Here is an 18,008-nt window from a genome sequence, read left to right as displayed (position 1 = left end):
GGGCGAGCGGGAGGCTTGTATGATATTGTGTTGCGGCGAAGCGCTTATCGACATGCTTCCGCGCGAAACCACGCTCGGCGAAAAGGGTTTCGCTCCCTATGCCGGTGGCGCGATTTTCAACACGGCGATCGCGCTCGGACGGCTCGGTATTCCGACCGGTTTTTTCACGGGCCTCTCCGACGACATGATGGGCGACATTCTGCGCGAGACGCTGAAGTCGAGCAATGTCGACTTCTCTTATTGCGCGACGCTGCCGCGGCCGACGACCATCGCCTTCGTCAAGCTCGTCAACGGGCAGGCGACCTACGCGTTCTACGACGAGAACACTGCGGGCCGGATGATCACCGAAAGCGACCTGCCTTCCCTCGGTGACGATTGCGAGGCCTTGCATTTCGGCGCGATCAGCCTGATCCCCGAGCCCTGCGGGTCGACCTACGAGGCGCTGATGGCGCGCGAACACGCGACCCGCGTCATCTCGCTCGATCCGAACATCCGTCCGGGCTTCATCAAGGACAAGGCGGCCCATGCCGCACGCCTCAACCGCATGGCGGCTATGGCCGACATCATCAAGTTCTCCGACGAGGATCTCGAATGGTTCGGACTTTCGGGCGGTCATGACGAGCTTGCCGGCCACTGGCTCGGTCTCGGCGCCAAGCTCGTCGTCATCACCCGCGGTGCGGAGGGCGCGACCGGCTATACGGATCGGTTCAAGGTCTCCGTGCCGAGCGAGCGCGTGACGGTGGTCGACACCGTCGGTGCCGGCGATACGTTCGACGCCGGCATTCTCGCCTCATTGAAGATGCAGGGCCTGTTGACCAAGGAGAAGGTCGCGGCAATCGACGGGAAGGCCGTCGAAGCTGCGCTGGCACTTGGGGCAAAGGCAGCGGCGGTCACCGTGTCGCGCGCTGGCGCAAATCCACCTTTCGCCCAAGAGATCGGACTGTGATTTCGCCGCCCGTCTTCTGACTGCGGGTCAGACGTCCGGCCGATACTCGAGAATGTCGCCTGGTTGGCATTCGAGCGCCTGGCAGATCCGTTCCAGCGTGTCGAACCGTACGCCCTTGACCTTTCCGGATTTCAGCAGCGAGATGTTCTGCTCGGTGATCCCGACGATCTCGGCCAGTTCCTTCGATCGCATTTTCCGTTTGGCCAGTATCACATCCAGGTTCACGACGATCGGCATGCGTTAAACGAAGCTCCGGTTGTCTTCCTCGATCCCGGTCGCGATCACCATGATATGGCCGAGGACGAACAGAAGTCCGGCGAGGATCAACAATCCAATATCCGTGCTGGAAATCCCGACGGAGAGCATCGTCTGTCCCGGCGGATTTTCATAGGTGGCCACCAATACCGCAAGCGTGCGCGATAGCAAACCCGAAAAGCCTCCGATCAGCGCGAGATAACCAGTGCGGCGCAGAAGGACGCCACTCCTTTCTGCGAAGATTTCGCCCTTCTCGAAATGGTCGAACATTGTCCAGAGCGTCCATATGGCCGTGCCGATCAGGATTGCGTTCGCACTAGCGATGATGGCCAACCCTCCAAGCGCATAGCTTGTCAGGGTCACCGGTTCGATGCCGGAGAGAGGGTAGTGAATGACCAGTTCTTTCAGTCTTCCGATGTCGAAGACGAATATCCACGTGAGATAAGCCGACCCCGACACGAGGCCTGCCGCCGCCAGCACGATCAACAGTTTCATTTTCCGGCTTATCGATTTGATGCGGACGTGGGGACTCGGGGCCATTGGAAAATCTCTTGCTGTGTGGGTTGCAAAAATTATCGTATTACAATAATTATTTCTCGTCAATCGAGCAATGGAGATTTCATGAAGAAGGCTTTCGCCACCCTCGCACTCATTACGTCCGCCATAGTCGGACTGCCCTCCTGCATGCCGAGCGGGATCTCCAGCGCAGCCAAGCTGGCCGCTCTTTCACCACTCGACGCGGACCCCGGGCAATTCCGGGTCGCGCTCGTTGCGCCGGCTGCGCTGCGGCTGAAAGCGGGCGATGCGCGTCTCGGATTCGGCTGGGCGGAAACGGGAACGCTCGCCAGTTCCAAAGTCTATGATCTGGAAATCATGCCCGGCAACGCCGCCGTGTTGCAGTCCCTGCCGCCCCTGCAGTCCGGGCAGCAGGTGATCGCGCTTGGCCTTGCCCCCCGCGAGGTCGAAGCCGTCCTGAAATTCCAGCAGGAGGTCCGCGATGTGAAACAAGCCGGGCGCCGCGGCAGCGGCAATATTTCCGTTAGCCTCGCCGGTGGCTGCTGGAGCGAGCCGTTTCCGGCCGATGGCAAGCCACTGCCGCTGGATATCTGGCTTCAACCCAGCGCCGGCAGCGAGTATCTGCCGATTATGCGCGGCGTCGATCTGAGGGCGATCCTGAAGAAGGCAGGTCTGACGGCGGTGCCGCAATGTACCACTGCGTCATAGCTTTCAACGCCGCGCGCCATCGAGCAGGACCTTGACCAGCCCCGCCGTCGAACTGTCGTGGCCGGAAGGGGCCGTCCTGCCCTCGACCACCGGAAGCAGCGCGGTCGCGAGTTCCTTGCCGAGTTCCACACCCCATTGATCGAAAGAGTTGATGCGGAAGAGCACCCCTTCGACGAAGACACGGTGTTCGTAAAGAGTGATCAGCCGGCCGAGCGCGAACGGGGTGAGCCGGTCGTAGACGAAGGTGATCGAGGGACGGTTGCCGGAAAAGACCCGATGCGGCGCAATGCGCTCGGCTTCGGCCTCGCTCACGCCCTTCGCCTTGAGCTGGGCCTTCGCCTCGGCGAGCGTGCGGCCCTTCATCAAGGCTTCGGACTGGGCAAGGCAGTTGGCGATCAAGAGCTCATGCTGATGACGCAGCTCCGGTTCGAAGCCGTTGGCGGCGATCATGAATTCGACCGGCACGACGGTCGTTCCCTGATGAAGCAATTGGTAGAAGGCATGCTGGCCGTTGGTGCCGGGTTCACCCCAGACGATCGGACCGGAATTGCCGGCGACCGGCTTGCCGTCGACTGTTACGCTCTTGCCGTTCGATTCCATGTCGAGCTGCTGGAGATAGGCGGCGAAGCGGGAGAGCCGCTGGTCATAGGGCAGGATCGCGCGCGAAGCGTGGCCGAGAACGTTGCGGTGGTAGAAACCGATGAGGCCGAGCAGCATCGGCAGGTTTTCCCGCAGTGGGGCCGTGCGAAAATGGTTGTCCATCGCATGGGCGCCATCGAGGAAATGGCCGAAGTTCTCGCTGCCGATCGCAATCATCAGAGAGAGGCCGATCGCTGACCAGACGGAATAGCGACCGCCGACCCAGTCCCAGAAGCCGAAGACGCGATCCTCCGAAATACCGAAGGCTGCGACCGCATCGAGGGCTGTAGAGACAGCGGCGAAGTGATGGCCGACTGCCTCCTCGCCGAGCGCGCCAGCGACGAAGCGACGTGCCGTCCGGGCGTTCGTCATCGTCTCGATCGTCGTGAAGGTCTTCGAGGCGACGATGAAGAGTGTGGTTTCCGCCGTGAGGGTCTTCAGCGTGTCGGCGATGTGTGCGCCGTCGACATTGGAGACGAAATGCAGGCGAGGTCCGTCATGATAGGGGGCGAGCGCCAGCGTTGCCATGGCTGGGCCGAGATCGGATCCGCCGATCCCGATGTTGACGACGTCGGTGATCTTCTTGCCGGTCGCGCCAGTAATACGGCCGCTGCGGAGACCTTCCGCAAAACGTCCCATCGCCGCGAGCACCACGTTGACGTCCGGCATGACGTCGCGGCCGTCGATCAGAACGGGGCGGTTGGAGCGGTTGCGCAGCGCCGTATGCAGAACGGCGCGTCCTTCGGTGAAATTGATCTTCTCCCCGGCGAACATCGCATCCCGTTTTTCGGCAATGCCGGCCGTGGCCGCTAGCTCCTCGAGCAGATCGAGAACCTCGTCGTTGACAGCGCATTTGGAGAAGTCCATCAGCAAATCGCCGAGCGTCACGCTGAAGCGCGTGAAACGCTGCGGATCGGCGGCAAAGGCGGCACGAAGGTCTTCGGCACGGGTGACCGCGACGGTGCTCGTCAGCTTGTCGATGATGGCTTGCATCGGAATGTCCCTGTTTCGACGACGATGCCGGGACCTTATTAGCAGCGTGAGACCGGATCAAGACACGGGGAGGCCGGGACACTCCCTTATTTCAATCGATTTATTTTCCGTCACGCAGTTCCCGGCGCAGGATCTTGCCGACGTTCGACTTTGGCAGTTCACTCCGGAATTCGATGTAGCGCGGGCGCTTGTAGTTCGTGAGGTTGGCCGTGAAATGCGCCTTCAGTGCCTCTTCGGTGAGCTGTGGGTCCTTCTTGACGACGAAGAGCTTGACGGCCTCGCCGGAATGCTGGTCGGGGATCCCGATCGCCGCGCATTCCAGAACGCCCGGATGCATCGCCGCCACTTCCTCGATCTCGTTCGGATAGACGTTGAAGCCGGAGACCAGGATCATGTCCTTCTTGCGGTCGACGATCTTCACATAGCCGCGTTCGTCCATCAGGCCCATGTCGCCGGACCGGAAGAAGCCGTCGTCAGTCATGACCTTGGCCGTTTCTTCCGGTCGCTGCCAGTAGCCCGCCATGACCTGCGGACCGCGAATGCAAATCTCGCCGACTTCGCCGACCGGCAGGGTTCTGCCGTCCTCGTCGCGGATTTCGATCTCTGTCGAGGGAAGCGGCAGGCCGATCATGCCAGAGAATTCTCTGGAATCGAGCCGGTTGACGGTTGCCACCGGAGAGGTTTCCGAGAGACCGTAGCCTTCGCTGATCGGGCACCCCGTCATCTGGAGCCAGCGCTCGGCAACCGGCCGCTGCACCGCCATGCCGCCGCCGAGCACAAGCAGCAGCGAGGAAAAGTCCAGCTTCTGGAAATCCGGATTGTTCATCAGCGCATTGAAAAGCGTGTTGAGGCCCGGAAAGACATGCGCCTTGTATTGCTGCAATTCCTTCACGAAGGCCGGAATGTCGCGCGGATTGGCGATAAGCACGTTGTGGCTGCCGGTCGCGATGCCCATCAGCGAATTCACGGTAAGCGCGAAGATGTGGTAGAGCGGCAGGGCGCAGATGAAGGTCATGACCTCCGGCCGCGGCTTGATCGCGAAGATCGCCTCGAGCCACACCATGATCTGCTCCTTGTTGGCGAGCAGGTTCGCGTGCGTGAGTGTTGCGCCCTTCGAAACGCCGGTCGTGCCCCCCGTATACTGCAGGAAGGCAACGTCGCTACCCTTCACCTCCACAGGTTTCAACGTCTGGCGGGCACCTTCGGCAAGAACCTGCCGGAAGCTCTTGTGCTGCGGGATGGACCAGGCCGGCACCAGCTTCTTGACCTTGCGGACGACGAAGTTGACGATGTGGCCCTTGAGGCCCAGCATGTCGCCCATGGTCGCGACCACCACGTGCTTCAGCGGCAGGTGCGGCAAGACCTGCTCAACCGTATGGGCAAAGTTTTCCAGTACGAAGATCGCCTTGGCGCCGGAGTCCTTAAGCTGGTGTTCGAGTTCGCGCGGCGTATAGAGCGGATTGACGTTGACGACGACGAAGCCCGCACGAAGGATGCCGTAGACCGTTACTGGGTTCTGCAGGATGTTCGGCGTCATCACGGCAACGCGGTCGCCCTTGGCAAGTCCTTGCGCCTGAAGCCACGCACCGACCTTGCGCGACTGGGCGTCCAGCTCGCGGAACGTCATGCCCCGGCCCATGCTTGAAAATGCAAGCCGGTCGGCATACTTTCGGCAACTGCTTTCGAAGAGGGCTCCGAGCGAGGCATGTTCCAGCGGCGCGATTTCGGCCGGGATGCTTTCGGGGTAGGAAGCGAGCCAAATCTTCTCCGCTGCGTGGCCACTGCGGCGGGTTGATACGTCCGACATGCTTTTCCTCCCCGGTAGTATGCATCACGCTTCACCCGCGCGGGCGGCGTGCATTTCCTCCTCGTCGCCCAACCGCGAGATTATGCCTTTGCTCTCGCCGTTCAAGACAGAACACGTCTATCTAACATTGACGTAAACGTCAACGAGATGGACTGTTTCCCGCCGGGCGTTATTTGCATTCGCTGCCGCGCGGTTCCGCAGGCGGGCCGCACGCAGCGATCGTCCTCTCCACGATGGGCGACGCGGCCCTTTCTCCTCTCTAGCAAATTGGGCTTAGGGCGGCACCGCCCGGTGGGTCCTCGCCGTTGTCTTTTCCGTTCGAATCCCGATGCTTGTCGTGCCTCACGACCAGTCCGTACGCGCTAGCCCGAAAGGCTTATACTCCGGCGCTAATGCTTGGTTTTCCCGTTCAGTTGCGCTAATCCAGACACCGTGCGACCGTCCGGAATTTTGGTTTGAGGCCGGAACTCCGCCGGCCGTCGTTGCGGTTCGCGGCAATACCGGCACCCGGGTGACCCTTTAAGAGTGGAGTGCATCTTGCAGATAGCGATCATTGGTACCGGCTATGTCGGTCTGGTTTCTGGAGTTTGCCTGTCGGAGTTCGGGCACGACGTGGTCTGCATAGACAAGGCAACGTCGAAGATCGACCGGCTGAACAATGGTGAGGTTCCGATCTACGAGCCCGGTCTGGAGGAGATGATCGCCCGCAACGTGGCTGCCGGGCGGTTGCACTTCACGACGGAACTTGCCGGCCCCGTCGCGGATGCGGACGTGGTGTTCATCGCGGTCGGCACGCCGTCGCGCAAGAGCGACGGCCATGCGGACCTGAGCTACGTCTATTCCGCGACGCGCGAAGTGGCTGAAGTGTTGCGCGGCTTCACCGTTCTCGTCACCAAGTCGACCGTTCCGGTCGGCACTGGTGATCACCTCGAGCGGATCATCGGCGAGGTCAATCCGGATGCCGACGTTGCCGTCGTTTCCAATCCGGAATTCCTGCGGGAAGGGGCGGCGATCGCCGACTTCATGGCCCCGGACCGCGTGGTCGTCGGATCGAATGATGATCGCGCGAAAGCGGTCATGGCCGAGGTCTACGGCCCGCTCGATTCCGAGAGGCACCCGGTGGTCTTCACCTCGCGCCGCACCGCCGAACTCACCAAGTATGCGGCGAATGCCTTCCTCGCGCTGAAGCTCGCCTACATTAACGAGATCGCCGATCTTTGCGAGGAGGTCGGGGCGAACGTCCAGGACGTTTCGCTGGGCATGGGCCTCGACAGTCGTATCGGTCGGAAGTTCCTGAATGCCGGCCCGGGTTATGGCGGTTCCTGCTTCCCGAAGGACACGCTGGCGCTCGTGAAGACCGCCCAGGACCACAACAAGCCGATCCGTCTCATCGAAACGATCGTCGGCATCAACGAGACCCGCAAGCGTGCCATGGCCCGCAAGGTCGAAAGAGCGGTCGGCGGCGATGTCCGCGGCAAGACGATCGGCATTCTCGGGCTGACCTTCAAGCCCGACACCGACGACGTGCGGGAATCTCCTGCGCTCTCGATCGTCCAGGCGCTGCTCGACAAAGGAGCGCTGCTGCAGGCCTATGATCCGGAAGGCATGGAAACGGCACGCGAACTGATGCCGGAGATCGACTATCGCGACGACGCCGAGAGCGTGGCGCACGAAGCCGATGCGCTGGTGATCATTACGGAATGGGAAGAATTCCGTGTCCTCGACTTCCCCAAGCTGAAGGACCTGATGAACGCACCGGTCCTGGTCGACCTGCGCAACATCTATTCGCCGGCGCATGTCGCCGACCACGGCTTCGTCTACGAAAGCGTCGGCCGTTCGGACTTCTACCGCTGAGCGTTACGACACAGTGCAGCCTCCGCCGACCATGTCTTGCGTACGGCGGGGGCCGCAACTGATGTGATATCGGGTGAGCGGAAGCCCGGTCTCCCGATACCGGCCTTTTCCAGCGTCATTAGTGTTTGTCGTAATGTCGGCGGAATTTCTCCTGCCCGCCGAAGTCGCCGTACCTGGCGAGCTGTGCCATGCCGGTCTCGTTCAGCAACATGCCGGGAATATTTGCCGCAATGTGCGGCTCGGCGGTCAGCGGAAAGGATATCCTCTGCTTCGGTGCTCGGAAAGTGTCGCACTGGCGTCTGAGTGCCAAGATGCTCTTTGGCGGATCAATCTCGAAGAAATTGGAAAAGTGGTGCCGCTTACGTGACTCGAACACGTGACCCCATCATTACGAATGATGTGCTCTACCGACTGAGCTAAAGCGGCCAAGGCGAACCGCGTCTGGCGCGGTTCGTCGATCTGTGCGCGCTGATACAAGCATCGCGCGGGAATTTCAAGCCGGGATTTTCTCCTCCAGGCGTTTTCCGTTTTTAGCCGGGCTCCTCGGCAGGGTCAGAGCGCGAGACGGGTGCGGGCCGCCTTGTACTCTTTCTCGAGTCGGTCCACGACGGTGGCGACCGGCTCGACCGCCTTCACCGCACCGACACCCTGGCCGCAGCCCCAGATGTCCTTCCAGGCCTTGGCGCCGGTGGCAGCCTTTTCGAAATCCATCTTCGACGGGTCGGCGACTGGCAGGTTGTCGGGATCCATGCCGGCCGCGCGGATCGAGGATTTCAGGTAATTGCCGTGAATGCCGGTGAAATAGTTCGAGTAGACGATGTCGTTCGCCTGCGCCTCGACCACGGCCTGTTTGTAGGCGTCGGAGGCGCGCGCTTCCGTCGTCGCGATGAAGGGGGAGCCGATATAGGCCATGTCGGCGCCCATCGCCTGCGCGGCAAGAATGCCGCCTCCGGTAGCAATGGCACCGGCAAGCAATAGCGGCCCGTCGAACCACTCGCGGATTTCCTGTATCAGCGCGAAGGGCGAAAGCGTTCCCGCGTGGCCGCCGGCTCCCGCCGCGACGGCGATCAGCCCGTCGGCACCCTTGCGGATCGCCGAATTGGCGTGGCGATTGTTGATGACGTCATGCAGGACAATGCCGCCGTAGGAATGCACGGCCGCGTTCACCTCGGGCACTGCCCCGAGCGAGGAAATGACGATCGGCACCTTGTACTTCACGCACATCATCAGGTCGTGTTCGAGCCGCTTGTTCGAGGTGTGGACGATCTGGTTGACCGCGAAGGGTGCTGCCGGCTGATCCGGATGTGCCGCGTTGTAGGCCGAAAGCTCCTCGGTGATCATGGCGAGCCATTCGTCGAGCTGGCTCTCGGGCCGGGCGTTGAGCGCCGGGAATGCACCGACGATGCCGGCCTTGCACTGCGCAAGGGTCAGTTCCGGATGCGAGATGATGAAGAGCGGCGAGGCTATCACCGGGAGGCGAAGGTTCTCGGAAAGGACCGCGGGAAGTGCCATGAAAAACCTCGGATTGTTTTACGTTTACGGAAACGTCAATTTACTTAGCAGAGGATGGAGAGATGGAAAAGACCATTGCATGCGGTTGATCCTGGGCCACCAGCGTCACGCTATGGACGCCGACCGCGGCATAGGTGGCGCTGGTGCCTTCTTGGAAGCGTCGACGACGCATTAGCCGAAACTAAGCCACTTTTTTCTGAGTATCGTTCCTCCGCAGGATGCGAGGCCTTGCAGATCGGCGGGGCAGCCGTTACCGAATCGCTATGCAACAGCAACGGGACCGGCCCCGATTGCCGATCGATGAGGGATGCCAGTGAACGGATTGGAAGCGGCAATCAGGAACGCTCTAGAGCGATCGGATCGCGCCAATGCGGAGACGCGTGCCCGGATCTATCAGTCGGCGCGACACGCGCTGGAAACCGGGCTGCAGAAGCAGGGCATCACGGATCCCGAGATCATCGCCCAGCAGCGACACAAGCTCGAGGCGACGATCCACGCGATCGAGCTGGAGGAACGCGGGCGGCTCCCGGCCGTTGATTCCGATGTGAGGCGTCCGCAACCACCGGAAGCAGCCGTCATGCCGCAACCTTCACCAGCTCCGACGGTGGAGGCAATCCGGGAGCCGGCAACGCCCGCGGTCGAGCCCGGTTGGGGCGAGCGCCGCGATGGCCCCGCAGCAGCGGGGGATTTCGGTGATTTGCGGGCCGAGCGTCCGCATAGCACGACGGAAAGCGTCGATACTCCTATGGACGGGGGAGAGGTGCGGACCGCGGGTGCGGCGATGGAGATACGTCCCGAAGCGCCGATCCGCCCGCGGAAAAAGCGACGTGGCTTTTTTGCGCGGCTCTTCATGTTCGCTGTCCTCCTCGGAGCGATCGGTACGGGGGCATGGTGGGTGTACACCTCTGGCCTCATGTTGAGCGAGGCGGAGCGGGATACCAGCGTCCCCAATCCCCCGCCCCAGGCCGTGGAGGAGGATTTCACCGGCACCCAGGAACCGAAACCGCTCGAGACCCGCAACGGCTTTTCCGACGAATGGATCGAGGTGTTCGAGCCGAAGCGTATTGATGCGATCCGGCCGCGTGCCAATGCCGCAGTCGACGTCGTCACCGCTCGTGACGGCACGGCGATGAATGTCGTTTCGCGTTCGGCGGATGCCGACGGAAATGTGGAGATCACGGTGCCGACCGACGCGCTTCGCGAAATGGCGGGCAAGACCTCGACCTTCGCGCTGACTGTCGAGGCGGCCGGCGACGAGCCGGTGCAGATCGCCGTGGAATGCGATTTCGGAAGGCTGGGCGACTGCGCCCGTCACCGCTTCACTGTCAATACGGAGAAGATGGACGTGCTTTTCCGTGTAAGCTTCGACAAGTCCATGGCGCCGGCAACCCCCGGCCGACTCCTTCTGAACGCCGGCCTCGGGGGGCGTGGCGAAGGCATCAATCTCTACTCCGTGCGCCTCCTGCCGGGACAGTGATTGCCGAAAACATCGGGCGCCGCGCGCCGTTCTTCAGGAGCCGGCGAGGAAGTCCGGCCCCTTGCCGATGATCTTCTTGTCCATCTTGCCGATCTTCTCCTCGTCCTTGCCTTCGTAGTCTATCGAGGTGAGGATGTGACGGATGGCGTTCAGCCGGGCGCGGCGCTTGTCGTTCGCTCGGATTATCGTCCACGGCGCATGATCGGTATGGGTTGCCTCGAGCATCCGGTTGCGCTTGTCGGTGTAGTCGTCCCACTTGCCGAGTGCGGCGATGTCCATCGGAGAGAGCTTCCAGATTTTCAGCGGGTCGTGGCGCCGGTCGTGAAAACGTTCGATCTGCATCTCCTGGCCGATGTCCAGCCAGAACTTGAAGAAGTGGATGCCGTCGGCGGCGATCAGCTTCTCGAAATGTGGCACCTGCTTCAGGAACTTCTCGTATTCTCCTTCCGTGCAGAAGCCCATGACGGGTTCCACGACCGCACGGTTGTACCAGGACCGGTCGAAGAGCACGAATTCTCCGCCGCTCGGGAAGTGCGGCACATAGCGCTGAAAATACCATTCGGTCCGCTCCGTCTCCGTGGGCTTCGTCAGCGCGACCGAGCGTGCCGAGCGGGGGTTCATGTAAGAGAGGGTCACATGGATGGTGCCGCCTTTGCCGGCCGCATCCCGTCCCTCGAAGAGGGCCATCACCCGGTTGCCGGTCTTCTGCAGCCAGAACTGCACTTTGACGAGCTCGATCTGCAGGAGCTGCAGCTCCTTCTCGTAATCATCCTCGTCGAGCTTCTTGTCATAGGGATAATGTCCGGAGGCGAGCGACTTGTCGTCGATCCAGTCTGGAAGGTGCGGGTCGTCGATGTCGAAGATCCTTTCCTTGTCACCGATCTTGAGCGTTACCGCACGGCTTTCTGCTTGCGTCATCATCGGCATTCCCTTCGTCGCGACCGGAGATGCTGTAGTGAGGACATATTCGCGCCGCCAATACAAGCGACAGCCGGATGCCATCGGCGGGGGATATCCACCGGTGACCGTGGCAGAGCCCGTAAACATCTGTCATGAATTGCATTTATCAGGGGCATTGTGTGTTCCCGGAAGTGGTGGACGAGGGCTGCGTGGCTGAAGATCGCGGTGCTTTGAAAGTGGTGGCGTCGCGTTTGCGTGCCGGTTGGCGTTTCCTGGCTGCGGCGGCCCTGGTCGCGGCGGCCTCCTATTTTGCCGGGGCGCAGCCGTTGTTTTCCCTCGTCCTCTGGCTCGTTTCGCTCTTGTCGGTAATCCTTCGTGAGCCTTCTCCTCCACGTCTGCCGGAGACGCAGGCAGAGCCGGTTCAGGCGGGCGAAGCCACACTCCCGCAGATGGAGGCCGTTCTCGGAGCGCTCGATCTGCCGGTTGTGGTGATCGACGGTGATGCAAACATGCTCGCCCAGAACAAGGCCGCCGAAAAGGCGTTCGGTTCGTTGTCGCCGGGTCTTCACATTTCCACCCGCTGGCGCTCGCCCGGCATCCTCGACATGATCCGCGAGACGATCGAGACAGGCGAGCCAAATCAGATCGAACATTCCGAACGGCTGCCATCCGAACGGGTCTATATCGTCCGTTCGACACAGGTCGAGAACCTCGCCAATGCGCGGCCGAAACTCTTCCTGCTGTCGTTTCGCGATGTTTCCGAACTGCGTCGGCTCGATCGGATGCGCAGCGACTTCGTTGCCAATGCAAGCCACGAACTGCGAACGCCGCTCGCCTCGCTCCGCGGCTTCATCGAGACTCTCCAGGGCCCCGCCCGGGGTGACCCGAAGGCGCAGGAACGCTTCCTTGCAATCATGCTGGACCAGGCGACACGCATGAGCCGGCTCGTCGATGATCTCCTGTCGCTCTCGCGGCTGGAGCTCAAGGCGCATATCGCGCCGGACCAGAAGGTCGATCTCGTCCCCGTCCTGGGACACGTGCGGGATTCGCTGGCGCCGCTCGCCACGGACCTCGGCGTTGATATCCGCCTGCATTTGCCGGAGGGCAAGGTCGAAGTTCTCGGCGACCGCGACGAATTGGTGCAGGTGTTCGAGAACCTCATCGAGAACGGCTGCAAGTACGGGCAAGAGGGTAAGGTCGTCGACGTCTACCTCCGTCACGGTGAGGGCGTTCCCGTTGAAGTGAGCGTCGTCGACCACGGCCCGGGAATCCCGGTCGAGCATGTTCCGCGTCTGACGGAGCGCTTTTACCGGGTTAGCGTCGCGGACAGCCGCTCCAAGAAAGGCACTGGCCTCGGCCTTGCCATCGTCAAGCACATCCTCACGCGCCACCGTGCGCGACTGATCGTTCGCTCGGAAATGGGCAAGGGTACCGACTTCACCGTTCGTTTTTGACATAAAAGCACGGCTGAAAGGTGAGGAACACTAAAAATATCTTTTTATATCAAACATTTAATATGTCACAAATCTTTCATCGAAGTGACATAAAAGGGAAGGGTAACAGTGAGTATGAACGTGCTGCTGATGCACGGGGACGGTGAGGCCGTTTGCGGCTGCATCCATACACTAGCCCACTCACGGGAGATTGAAATGAACACCCTGAAACTTTCCCTGGCAGCCATGGTCGCCTCGGTTGCTTTTGCCGGCGCTGCTGCCGCTCGTGACCAGATTCAGATTGCCGGTTCTTCGACCGTTCTGCCTTACGCATCGATCGTTGCCGAAGCCTTCGGTGAAAACACCGACTTTCCGACCCCGGTCGTCGAGTCCGGCGGTTCGGGTGCCGGCCGCAAGAAGCTCTGCGAAGGCGTGGGCGAAAACACCATCGACATCGCCAACTCCTCGTCGCGCATCAAGCAGTCCGACATCGACCTCTGCGCCCAGAACGGCGTGAAGGACATCCAGGAAGTCCGCATCGGCTACGACGGCATCGTCTTTGCTTCGGACATCAATGGTGCCGAGTTCGCCTTCACGCCGGCCGACTGGCACATGGCGCTGGCGGCAAAGGTCGTCAAGGATGGCCAGCTCGTCGACAATCCATACAAGAAGTGGAACGAGATCCGTGCTGACCTGCCGGATCAGGAAATTCTTGCCTTCATTCCGGGCACCAAGCACGGCACCCGCGAAGTCTTCGACGAGAAGGTGATCGTCGACGGCTGCAAGGAAGACGGTGCCCTGGAAGCACTCAAGGTAGCCAATGGCGGCGATGAAAAGGCGGCCGAGAAGGCTTGCATGGCGCTGCGCACCGACGGTGTTTCGGTTGATATCGACGGTGACTACACTGAGACGCTGGCTCGTATCGATGCCAACAAGAACGCCATCGGCGTCTTCGGTCTGTCCTTCTACCAGAACAACACCGACAAGCTACGTGTCGCCACGATGTCCGGTGTAATGCCGTCCGTTGAAACGATCGCCAAGGGTGAGTATCCGGTTTCCCGTCCGCTCTACTTCTACGTGAAGAACGCCCACCTCGACGTGATCCCTGGTCTGCAGGAATACATCGAGTTCTTCGTTTCCGACGAGATGGCTGGCCCGGACGGTCCGCTGGCGGCCTACGGTCTGGTATCCGACCCGGAACTCGCCAAGACGCAGGCGGCCGTGAAGGCCCGCACGCCGATGGGTGCCCTGAACTAATCCAAACCGACCGGTGGCGCGGTGATCGCGCCACCGGTCTTGCTCTTTCTGGAGGTTGCTGGCGAGATGAGTCCGGGCATCATTATCCTTGTCGTGGCGGCGATTTCCTTCGTCGGCTATTTTCTCGGTCGGCGACATGCGATGGATCTCGCGGCGAAGGGTGGTGTCAGACTCCATTCTCTTCCCGGCTATTATGGGCAGACCGTCGCACTCTTTGCGGCCCTCCCCGCCCTGGTCGTGCTTATCGCATGGCTGGTCGTGCAGCCTCTCCTCATCGAAACGCGCGTCACCGGCATGATCCCGGACAGCGCTATCCCCGAAGGTGGCGCGCGTAGCCTCGTCATGGCCGACGTTCGCCGGATCGCAGACGGTCTTGATGCGGTGCTCGCACGCGGTGGGATGAGCGAGAGCGAGCTTTCGCAGATGCGTGCGGATGTCTCCAACGTACGGACTCTTCTGGCCGAAGTCGGCGTGGCGCTGGGCAGCGACGTGCCGCCGCCGGTATTCGAAGCGGCGAAGACCTATCGTCAGATCGCGAAGACCGGCACCATCGTCACCGGCACCTTGGCCCTTGCATTGTCGATAGGCTTTGCTCTCTGGGCGTATCGCCGCATCACGCCGGATCTGCGCGCCCGAAACATCAGCGAGCGCTTCGTGCGCGCCGTGCTTGTTTCGGCGTCGACGATCGCCATTCTCACGACGATCGGCATCATCGCCTCGCTGTTCTTCGAGACCTATTCTTTCTTCAGGATTTATTCGGCGCAGGACTTCTTCTTTTCGACTGTCTGGAATCCGCAATTTCGTGGCGGTTCGGAACTCGGTATCCTGCCGCTGCTCTGGGGCACCTTCTACATTTCCCTCGTGGCGCTCGTCGTTGCCGTGCCGCTTGGCCTGATGATTGCGATCTACCTTGCCGAATATGCCGCGCCCTCCGTGCGAAGCGTGGTGAAACCCGCAATCGAGGTCCTCGCCGGCATCCCGACGATCGTCTACGGCCTCTTCGCGCTTGTCACCGTCGGACCGTTTCTGCGCGACTGGATCGCACAGCCTCTCGGCCTCGGAACTTCGTCGTCTTCAGTGCTGACGGCGGGCATCGTCATGGGCATTATGATCATACCGTTCGTGAGTTCGCTGTCCGACGACATTATCAACGCTGTTCCGCAGGCGCTGCGCGACGGCTCCTACGCTCTCGGCGCCACGCAGTCCGAAACGGTGAAGCAGGTCGTCTTTCCGGCCGCTCTGCCCGGGATCGTCGGTGCCGTATTGCTGGCCGCAAGCCGCGCGATCGGCGAGACCATGATCGTGGTGCTCGGCGCGGGTGCCGTCGCCAGACTGTCGCTCAACCCTTTCGAGGCAATGACGACGGTCACCGTGAAGATCGTCAGCCAGCTCACGGGTGACACGGAATTCGCAAGTCCCGAGACGCTGGTCGCCTTCGCCCTCGGTCTCACCCTTTTCGTCCTGACACTTGGGCTGAACGTGCTGGCCCTCTACATCGTGCGCAAATACCGGGAGCAGTACGAATGACCGACGTTTCCGCATTCGGCGCCTCGTCCGCCGATTCCTGTAGCAAGTCGCTGTTTGCTGCCGACGCACGAACCCGCCGACGCAATGCCGCCGAAGCGCGTTTCCGCATGATGGGCCGCATCGCCGTTGTCATCGGCATCGTCGCCCTTGTCGGGTTGCTTGCGTCGATCCTGTCGAACGGCATGTCTTCCTTCCAGCAGACATATGTCTCTCTCGACATTTTCCTCGACCCCGCGAAGCTGGACAAGGCGGGCGACCGCAATCCGGAGGCGATCGCCAAGGTATCGACTTTCGGTTATGCGCCACTGATCCAGAAAGCTCTTCAGGATGCGATGACCGAGAAGGGCATCGCCGGTGACGGGGTCAGTGCCAAGACCGCCGCGGAGCTGATCTCCAAGGAGGCGCCGGCCGATTTGCGCAGGTTCGTTCTCGCCGATCCCTCGGCCATCGGTCGGACCGTCCGCTTCGATCTTCTCGCTGCGGGGCGAATCGACGGCTACTACAAGGGGCGCGTGACGATGGAGAGCGCCAAGCTCGACCGCAACATTTCGCCCGAGCAGTTGGCGTTGGCGGACAGGCTGAAGGAAGCAGGCATCCTGACGACCAACTTCAACTGGTCCTTCTTTACGGCACCGGACGCCTCGGACACGCGTCCGGAGGCAGCGGGTCTCGGCGTCGCCATCATCGGCTCCGCCTACATGATGCTCATCGTCTTCGTGCTCTCGTTGCCGCTCGGCGTCGCAGCCTCGATCTATCTCGAGGAATTCGCGCCGCAGAACAAGTTCACCGACCTCATCGAGGTGAATATCGCCAATCTCGCAGCGGTACCCTCCATCGTGTTCGGCATTCTGGGGCTGGCGGTTCTCATAAACTTCGTTGGATTGCCGCAGTCGGCGCCTGTCGTGGGTGGCCTGGTACTGACGCTGATGACGCTGCCGACCATCATCATTGCTACGCGCGCTGCGCTCAAGGCGGTGCCGCCGTCGATCCGCGACGCAGCACTCGGCGTCGGTGCCTCGAAGATGCAGGCGACGTTTCATCATGTTTTGCCGCTTGCCATGCCCGGCATTCTTACGGGAACGATCATCGGACTGGCGCGCGCGCTCGGAGAGACCGCTCCCTTGCTGCTCATCGGCATGGTCGCGTTCGTGCGCGAATTTCCGGCCGCCCCGCCCGAGGGATTCTTCGATCCGGCCTCGGCTCTCCCCGTGCAGATCTACAACTGGACGCAGCGCGGTGACCCCGCCTTCGTGGAGCGCGCATCCGGTGCGATCATCGTGCTCCTCGTATTCCTCCTGATGATGAACCTGATCGCGATCATTCTTCGCCGCCGTTTCGAGCGCCGTTGGTAAGAGGGCTGACAATGAGTAACATGCCGACCACAATGACGATCACGACGAAGGCTGCAACAATGAATGAAGCGAAGATCTCGGCCCGGAAGGTCCAGGTGTTCTACGGCGATAAGCACGCCATCAAGGACGTGGAGATCGAGATTCCGCCGCGTTCGGTCACCGCTTTCATCGGTCCGTCCGGCTGTGGCAAATCGACATTCCTGCGCTGTCTCAACCGCATGAACGACACGATCGCCAACTGCCGGGTCGAGGGGCACATCTCCATCGACGGCGAGAACATCTACGATCCCAAGGTGGACCCGGTTCAGCTGCGCGCCAAGGTCGGCATGGTGTTCCAGAAGCCGAACCCGTTCCCGAAGTCCATCTACGAAAACGTCGCCTACGGACCGCGCATCCACGGGCTTGCTCGCAAGAAATCGGATCTGGACGACATCGTCTCGTCGGCGCTGCAGAAAGCCGGCCTCTGGAACGAGGTGAAGGATCGCCTCGACGCTCCTGGCACAGGTCTGTCGGGTGGCCAGCAGCAGCGTCTGTGCATCGCCCGCGCCGTCGCCGTCAGTCCCGAGGTCATCCTGATGGACGAGCCCTGCTCGGCACTCGATCCGATCGCGACGGCAAAGGTGGAGGAACTCATTCACGAACTTCGCGCGAACTACACCATCGTGATCGTCACGCATTCGATGCAGCAGGCGGCGCGCGTGTCGCAGCGCACGGCCATGTTCCATCTCGGCGAACTCGTCGAGGAAAACGACACCGACAAGATGTTCACCAATCCCGACGATCAGCGCACGCAGGACTATATCATGGGCCGCTTCGGCTGACGCCCCGTCCA

At 61.5% G+C, this 18,008-nt stretch carries 16 protein-coding genes and 1 tRNA gene; 9 read left to right on the top strand and 8 right to left on the bottom strand.

All coding sequences use genetic code 11. The annotated features are described in order from the left end of the window. Positions 1-19: 19 nt before the first annotated feature. Positions 20-946: a carbohydrate kinase gene (locus NHF53_RS00975; protein ID WP_252832749.1), complete on the top strand. Its 927-nt coding sequence runs from the start codon at positions 20-22 to the stop codon at positions 944-946. Positions 947-973: 27 nt separating this feature from the next. Here the strand turns inward: NHF53_RS00975 and NHF53_RS00970 are convergent, their stop codons facing one another. Beyond that, positions 974-1,183 (bottom strand): helix-turn-helix transcriptional regulator, encoded by a 210-nt coding sequence (locus tag NHF53_RS00970; RefSeq protein WP_252832747.1) that lies wholly within the window; start codon positions 1,181-1,183, stop codon positions 974-976. A 3-nt stretch (positions 1,184-1,186) separates the two neighbouring features. Then, complete coding sequence (locus NHF53_RS00965; RefSeq protein ID WP_252832745.1) at positions 1,187-1,696, bottom strand: DUF2975 domain-containing protein; 510 nt, start codon at positions 1,694-1,696, stop codon at positions 1,187-1,189. Positions 1,697-1,822: 126 nt separating this feature from the next. Here NHF53_RS00965 and NHF53_RS00960 point away from each other — a divergent pair, with 126 nt between their 5' ends. Next, positions 1,823-2,425, top strand: a complete 603-nt coding sequence (locus NHF53_RS00960) for a hypothetical protein (RefSeq protein ID WP_252832743.1) — start codon at positions 1,823-1,825, stop codon at positions 2,423-2,425. 3 nt (positions 2,426-2,428) lie between these two features. Here the strand turns inward: NHF53_RS00960 and pgi are convergent, their stop codons facing one another. Both pgi and NHF53_RS00950 read right to left on the bottom strand, forming a co-directional pair. Beyond that, positions 2,429-4,057 (bottom strand): glucose-6-phosphate isomerase, encoded by a 1,629-nt coding sequence (gene pgi, locus NHF53_RS00955; protein WP_252832742.1) that lies wholly within the window; start codon positions 4,055-4,057, stop codon positions 2,429-2,431. 100 nt (positions 4,058-4,157) lie between these two features. Then, the gene (locus tag NHF53_RS00950) at positions 4,158-5,864 is read right to left on the bottom strand and encodes a long-chain fatty acid--CoA ligase (RefSeq protein WP_252832741.1); all 1,707 of its coding nucleotides are present in this window, start codon (positions 5,862-5,864) and stop codon (positions 4,158-4,160) included. 537 nt (positions 5,865-6,401) lie between these two features. On the opposite strand from NHF53_RS00950, the gene NHF53_RS00945 reads away from it, so the two are divergent. Continuing rightward, the gene (locus tag NHF53_RS00945; protein ID WP_252832739.1) at positions 6,402-7,718 is read left to right on the top strand and encodes a UDP-glucose/GDP-mannose dehydrogenase family protein; all 1,317 of its coding nucleotides are present in this window, start codon (positions 6,402-6,404) and stop codon (positions 7,716-7,718) included. 118 nt (positions 7,719-7,836) lie between these two features. Here the strand turns inward: NHF53_RS00945 and NHF53_RS00940 are convergent, their stop codons facing one another. The 3 genes from NHF53_RS00940 to NHF53_RS00930 all read right to left on the bottom strand — a co-directional run bounded on the left by NHF53_RS00940 (position 7,837) and on the right by NHF53_RS00930 (position 9,230). Beyond that, positions 7,837-8,028 carry a hypothetical protein gene (locus tag NHF53_RS00940; RefSeq protein WP_252832738.1) on the bottom strand — a complete coding sequence of 64 codons (192 nt, stop codon included), beginning with the start codon at positions 8,026-8,028 and terminating at the stop codon, positions 7,837-7,839. Positions 8,029-8,068: 40 nt separating this feature from the next. Further along, positions 8,069-8,144 (bottom strand) — tRNA-Thr (locus NHF53_RS00935). A gap of 126 nt (positions 8,145-8,270) precedes the next feature. Further along, positions 8,271-9,230 carry a nitronate monooxygenase family protein gene (locus NHF53_RS00930; RefSeq protein WP_114362426.1) on the bottom strand — a complete coding sequence of 320 codons (960 nt, stop codon included), beginning with the start codon at positions 9,228-9,230 and terminating at the stop codon, positions 8,271-8,273. A gap of 313 nt (positions 9,231-9,543) precedes the next feature. Between NHF53_RS00930 and NHF53_RS00925 the strand changes: the two genes are divergently transcribed. Then, positions 9,544-10,707, top strand: coding sequence for a hypothetical protein (locus NHF53_RS00925; RefSeq protein ID WP_252832737.1), 1,164 nt, complete (start codon positions 9,544-9,546; stop codon positions 10,705-10,707). Between the two features lie 33 nt (positions 10,708-10,740). On the opposite strand, the gene ppk2 is transcribed toward NHF53_RS00925, so the two are convergent. Beyond that, positions 10,741-11,628 (bottom strand): polyphosphate kinase 2, encoded by an 888-nt coding sequence (gene ppk2 / locus NHF53_RS00920; protein ID WP_252832736.1) that lies wholly within the window; start codon positions 11,626-11,628, stop codon positions 10,741-10,743. Positions 11,629-11,759: 131 nt separating this feature from the next. Here ppk2 and phoR point away from each other — a divergent pair, with 131 nt between their 5' ends. The 5 genes from phoR to pstB all read left to right on the top strand — a co-directional run bounded on the left by phoR (position 11,760) and on the right by pstB (position 17,997). After that, positions 11,760-13,061 carry a phosphate regulon sensor histidine kinase PhoR gene (gene phoR / locus NHF53_RS00915; protein ID WP_374590973.1) on the top strand — a complete coding sequence of 434 codons (1,302 nt, stop codon included), beginning with the start codon at positions 11,760-11,762 and terminating at the stop codon, positions 13,059-13,061. A 195-nt stretch (positions 13,062-13,256) separates the two neighbouring features. After that, positions 13,257-14,297, top strand: coding sequence for a substrate-binding domain-containing protein (locus NHF53_RS00910; RefSeq protein ID WP_252832735.1), 1,041 nt, complete (start codon positions 13,257-13,259; stop codon positions 14,295-14,297). Between the two features lie 66 nt (positions 14,298-14,363). Next, entirely contained in the window at positions 14,364-15,824 is a 1,461-nt protein-coding gene (gene pstC / locus NHF53_RS00905; protein WP_252832734.1) for a phosphate ABC transporter permease subunit PstC, read from the top strand. Beyond that, entirely contained in the window at positions 15,821-17,176 is a 1,356-nt protein-coding gene (gene pstA / locus NHF53_RS00900; protein WP_256481249.1) for a phosphate ABC transporter permease PstA, read from the top strand. The genes pstC and pstA overlap by 4 nt, the downstream gene beginning before the upstream one ends. A 32-nt stretch (positions 17,177-17,208) precedes the next feature. Continuing rightward, entirely contained in the window at positions 17,209-17,997 is a 789-nt protein-coding gene (gene pstB / locus NHF53_RS00895; RefSeq protein WP_252834870.1) for a phosphate ABC transporter ATP-binding protein PstB, read from the top strand. The last annotated feature ends 11 nt before the right edge of the window (positions 17,998-18,008 follow it).

This window comes from Ciceribacter sp. RN22, from assembly GCF_024054295.1.
In the GTDB taxonomy this organism is placed as follows: Bacteria; Pseudomonadota; Alphaproteobacteria; order Rhizobiales; family Rhizobiaceae; genus Allorhizobium; species Allorhizobium lividum.
This window is presented reverse-complemented; position numbering and strand designations above follow the sequence as displayed.

Excerpts from the sequence above, each read along its gene's own strand:
- NHF53_RS00965 (WP_252832745.1), bottom strand. The coding sequence starts at position 1,696 with ATGAAACTGTTGATCGTGCTGGCGGCGGCAGGCCTCGTGTCGGGGTCG.
- NHF53_RS00930 (WP_114362426.1), bottom strand. The coding sequence starts at position 9,230 with ATGGCACTTCCCGCGGTCCTTTCCGAGAACCTTCGCCTCCCGGTGATA.
- NHF53_RS00975 (WP_252832749.1), top strand. The coding sequence starts at position 20 with ATGATATTGTGTTGCGGCGAAGCGCTTATCGACATGCTTCCGCGCGAA.
- phoR (WP_374590973.1), top strand. The coding sequence starts at position 11,760 with ATGAATTGCATTTATCAGGGGCATTGTGTGTTCCCGGAAGTGGTGGAC.
- pgi (WP_252832742.1), bottom strand. The coding sequence starts at position 4,057 with ATGCAAGCCATCATCGACAAGCTGACGAGCACCGTCGCGGTCACCCGT.
- pstA (WP_256481249.1), top strand. The coding sequence starts at position 15,821 with ATGACCGACGTTTCCGCATTCGGCGCCTCGTCCGCCGATTCCTGTAGC.
- NHF53_RS00960 (WP_252832743.1), top strand. The coding sequence starts at position 1,823 with ATGAAGAAGGCTTTCGCCACCCTCGCACTCATTACGTCCGCCATAGTC.
- NHF53_RS00970 (WP_252832747.1), bottom strand. The coding sequence starts at position 1,183 with ATGCCGATCGTCGTGAACCTGGATGTGATACTGGCCAAACGGAAAATG.
- NHF53_RS00950 (WP_252832741.1), bottom strand. The coding sequence starts at position 5,864 with ATGTCGGACGTATCAACCCGCCGCAGTGGCCACGCAGCGGAGAAGATT.
- ppk2 (WP_252832736.1), bottom strand. The coding sequence starts at position 11,628 with ATGATGACGCAAGCAGAAAGCCGTGCGGTAACGCTCAAGATCGGTGAC.
- pstB (WP_252834870.1), top strand. The coding sequence starts at position 17,209 with ATGACGATCACGACGAAGGCTGCAACAATGAATGAAGCGAAGATCTCG.
- pstC (WP_252832734.1), top strand. The coding sequence starts at position 14,364 with ATGAGTCCGGGCATCATTATCCTTGTCGTGGCGGCGATTTCCTTCGTC.
- NHF53_RS00910 (WP_252832735.1), top strand. The coding sequence starts at position 13,257 with ATGAACACCCTGAAACTTTCCCTGGCAGCCATGGTCGCCTCGGTTGCT.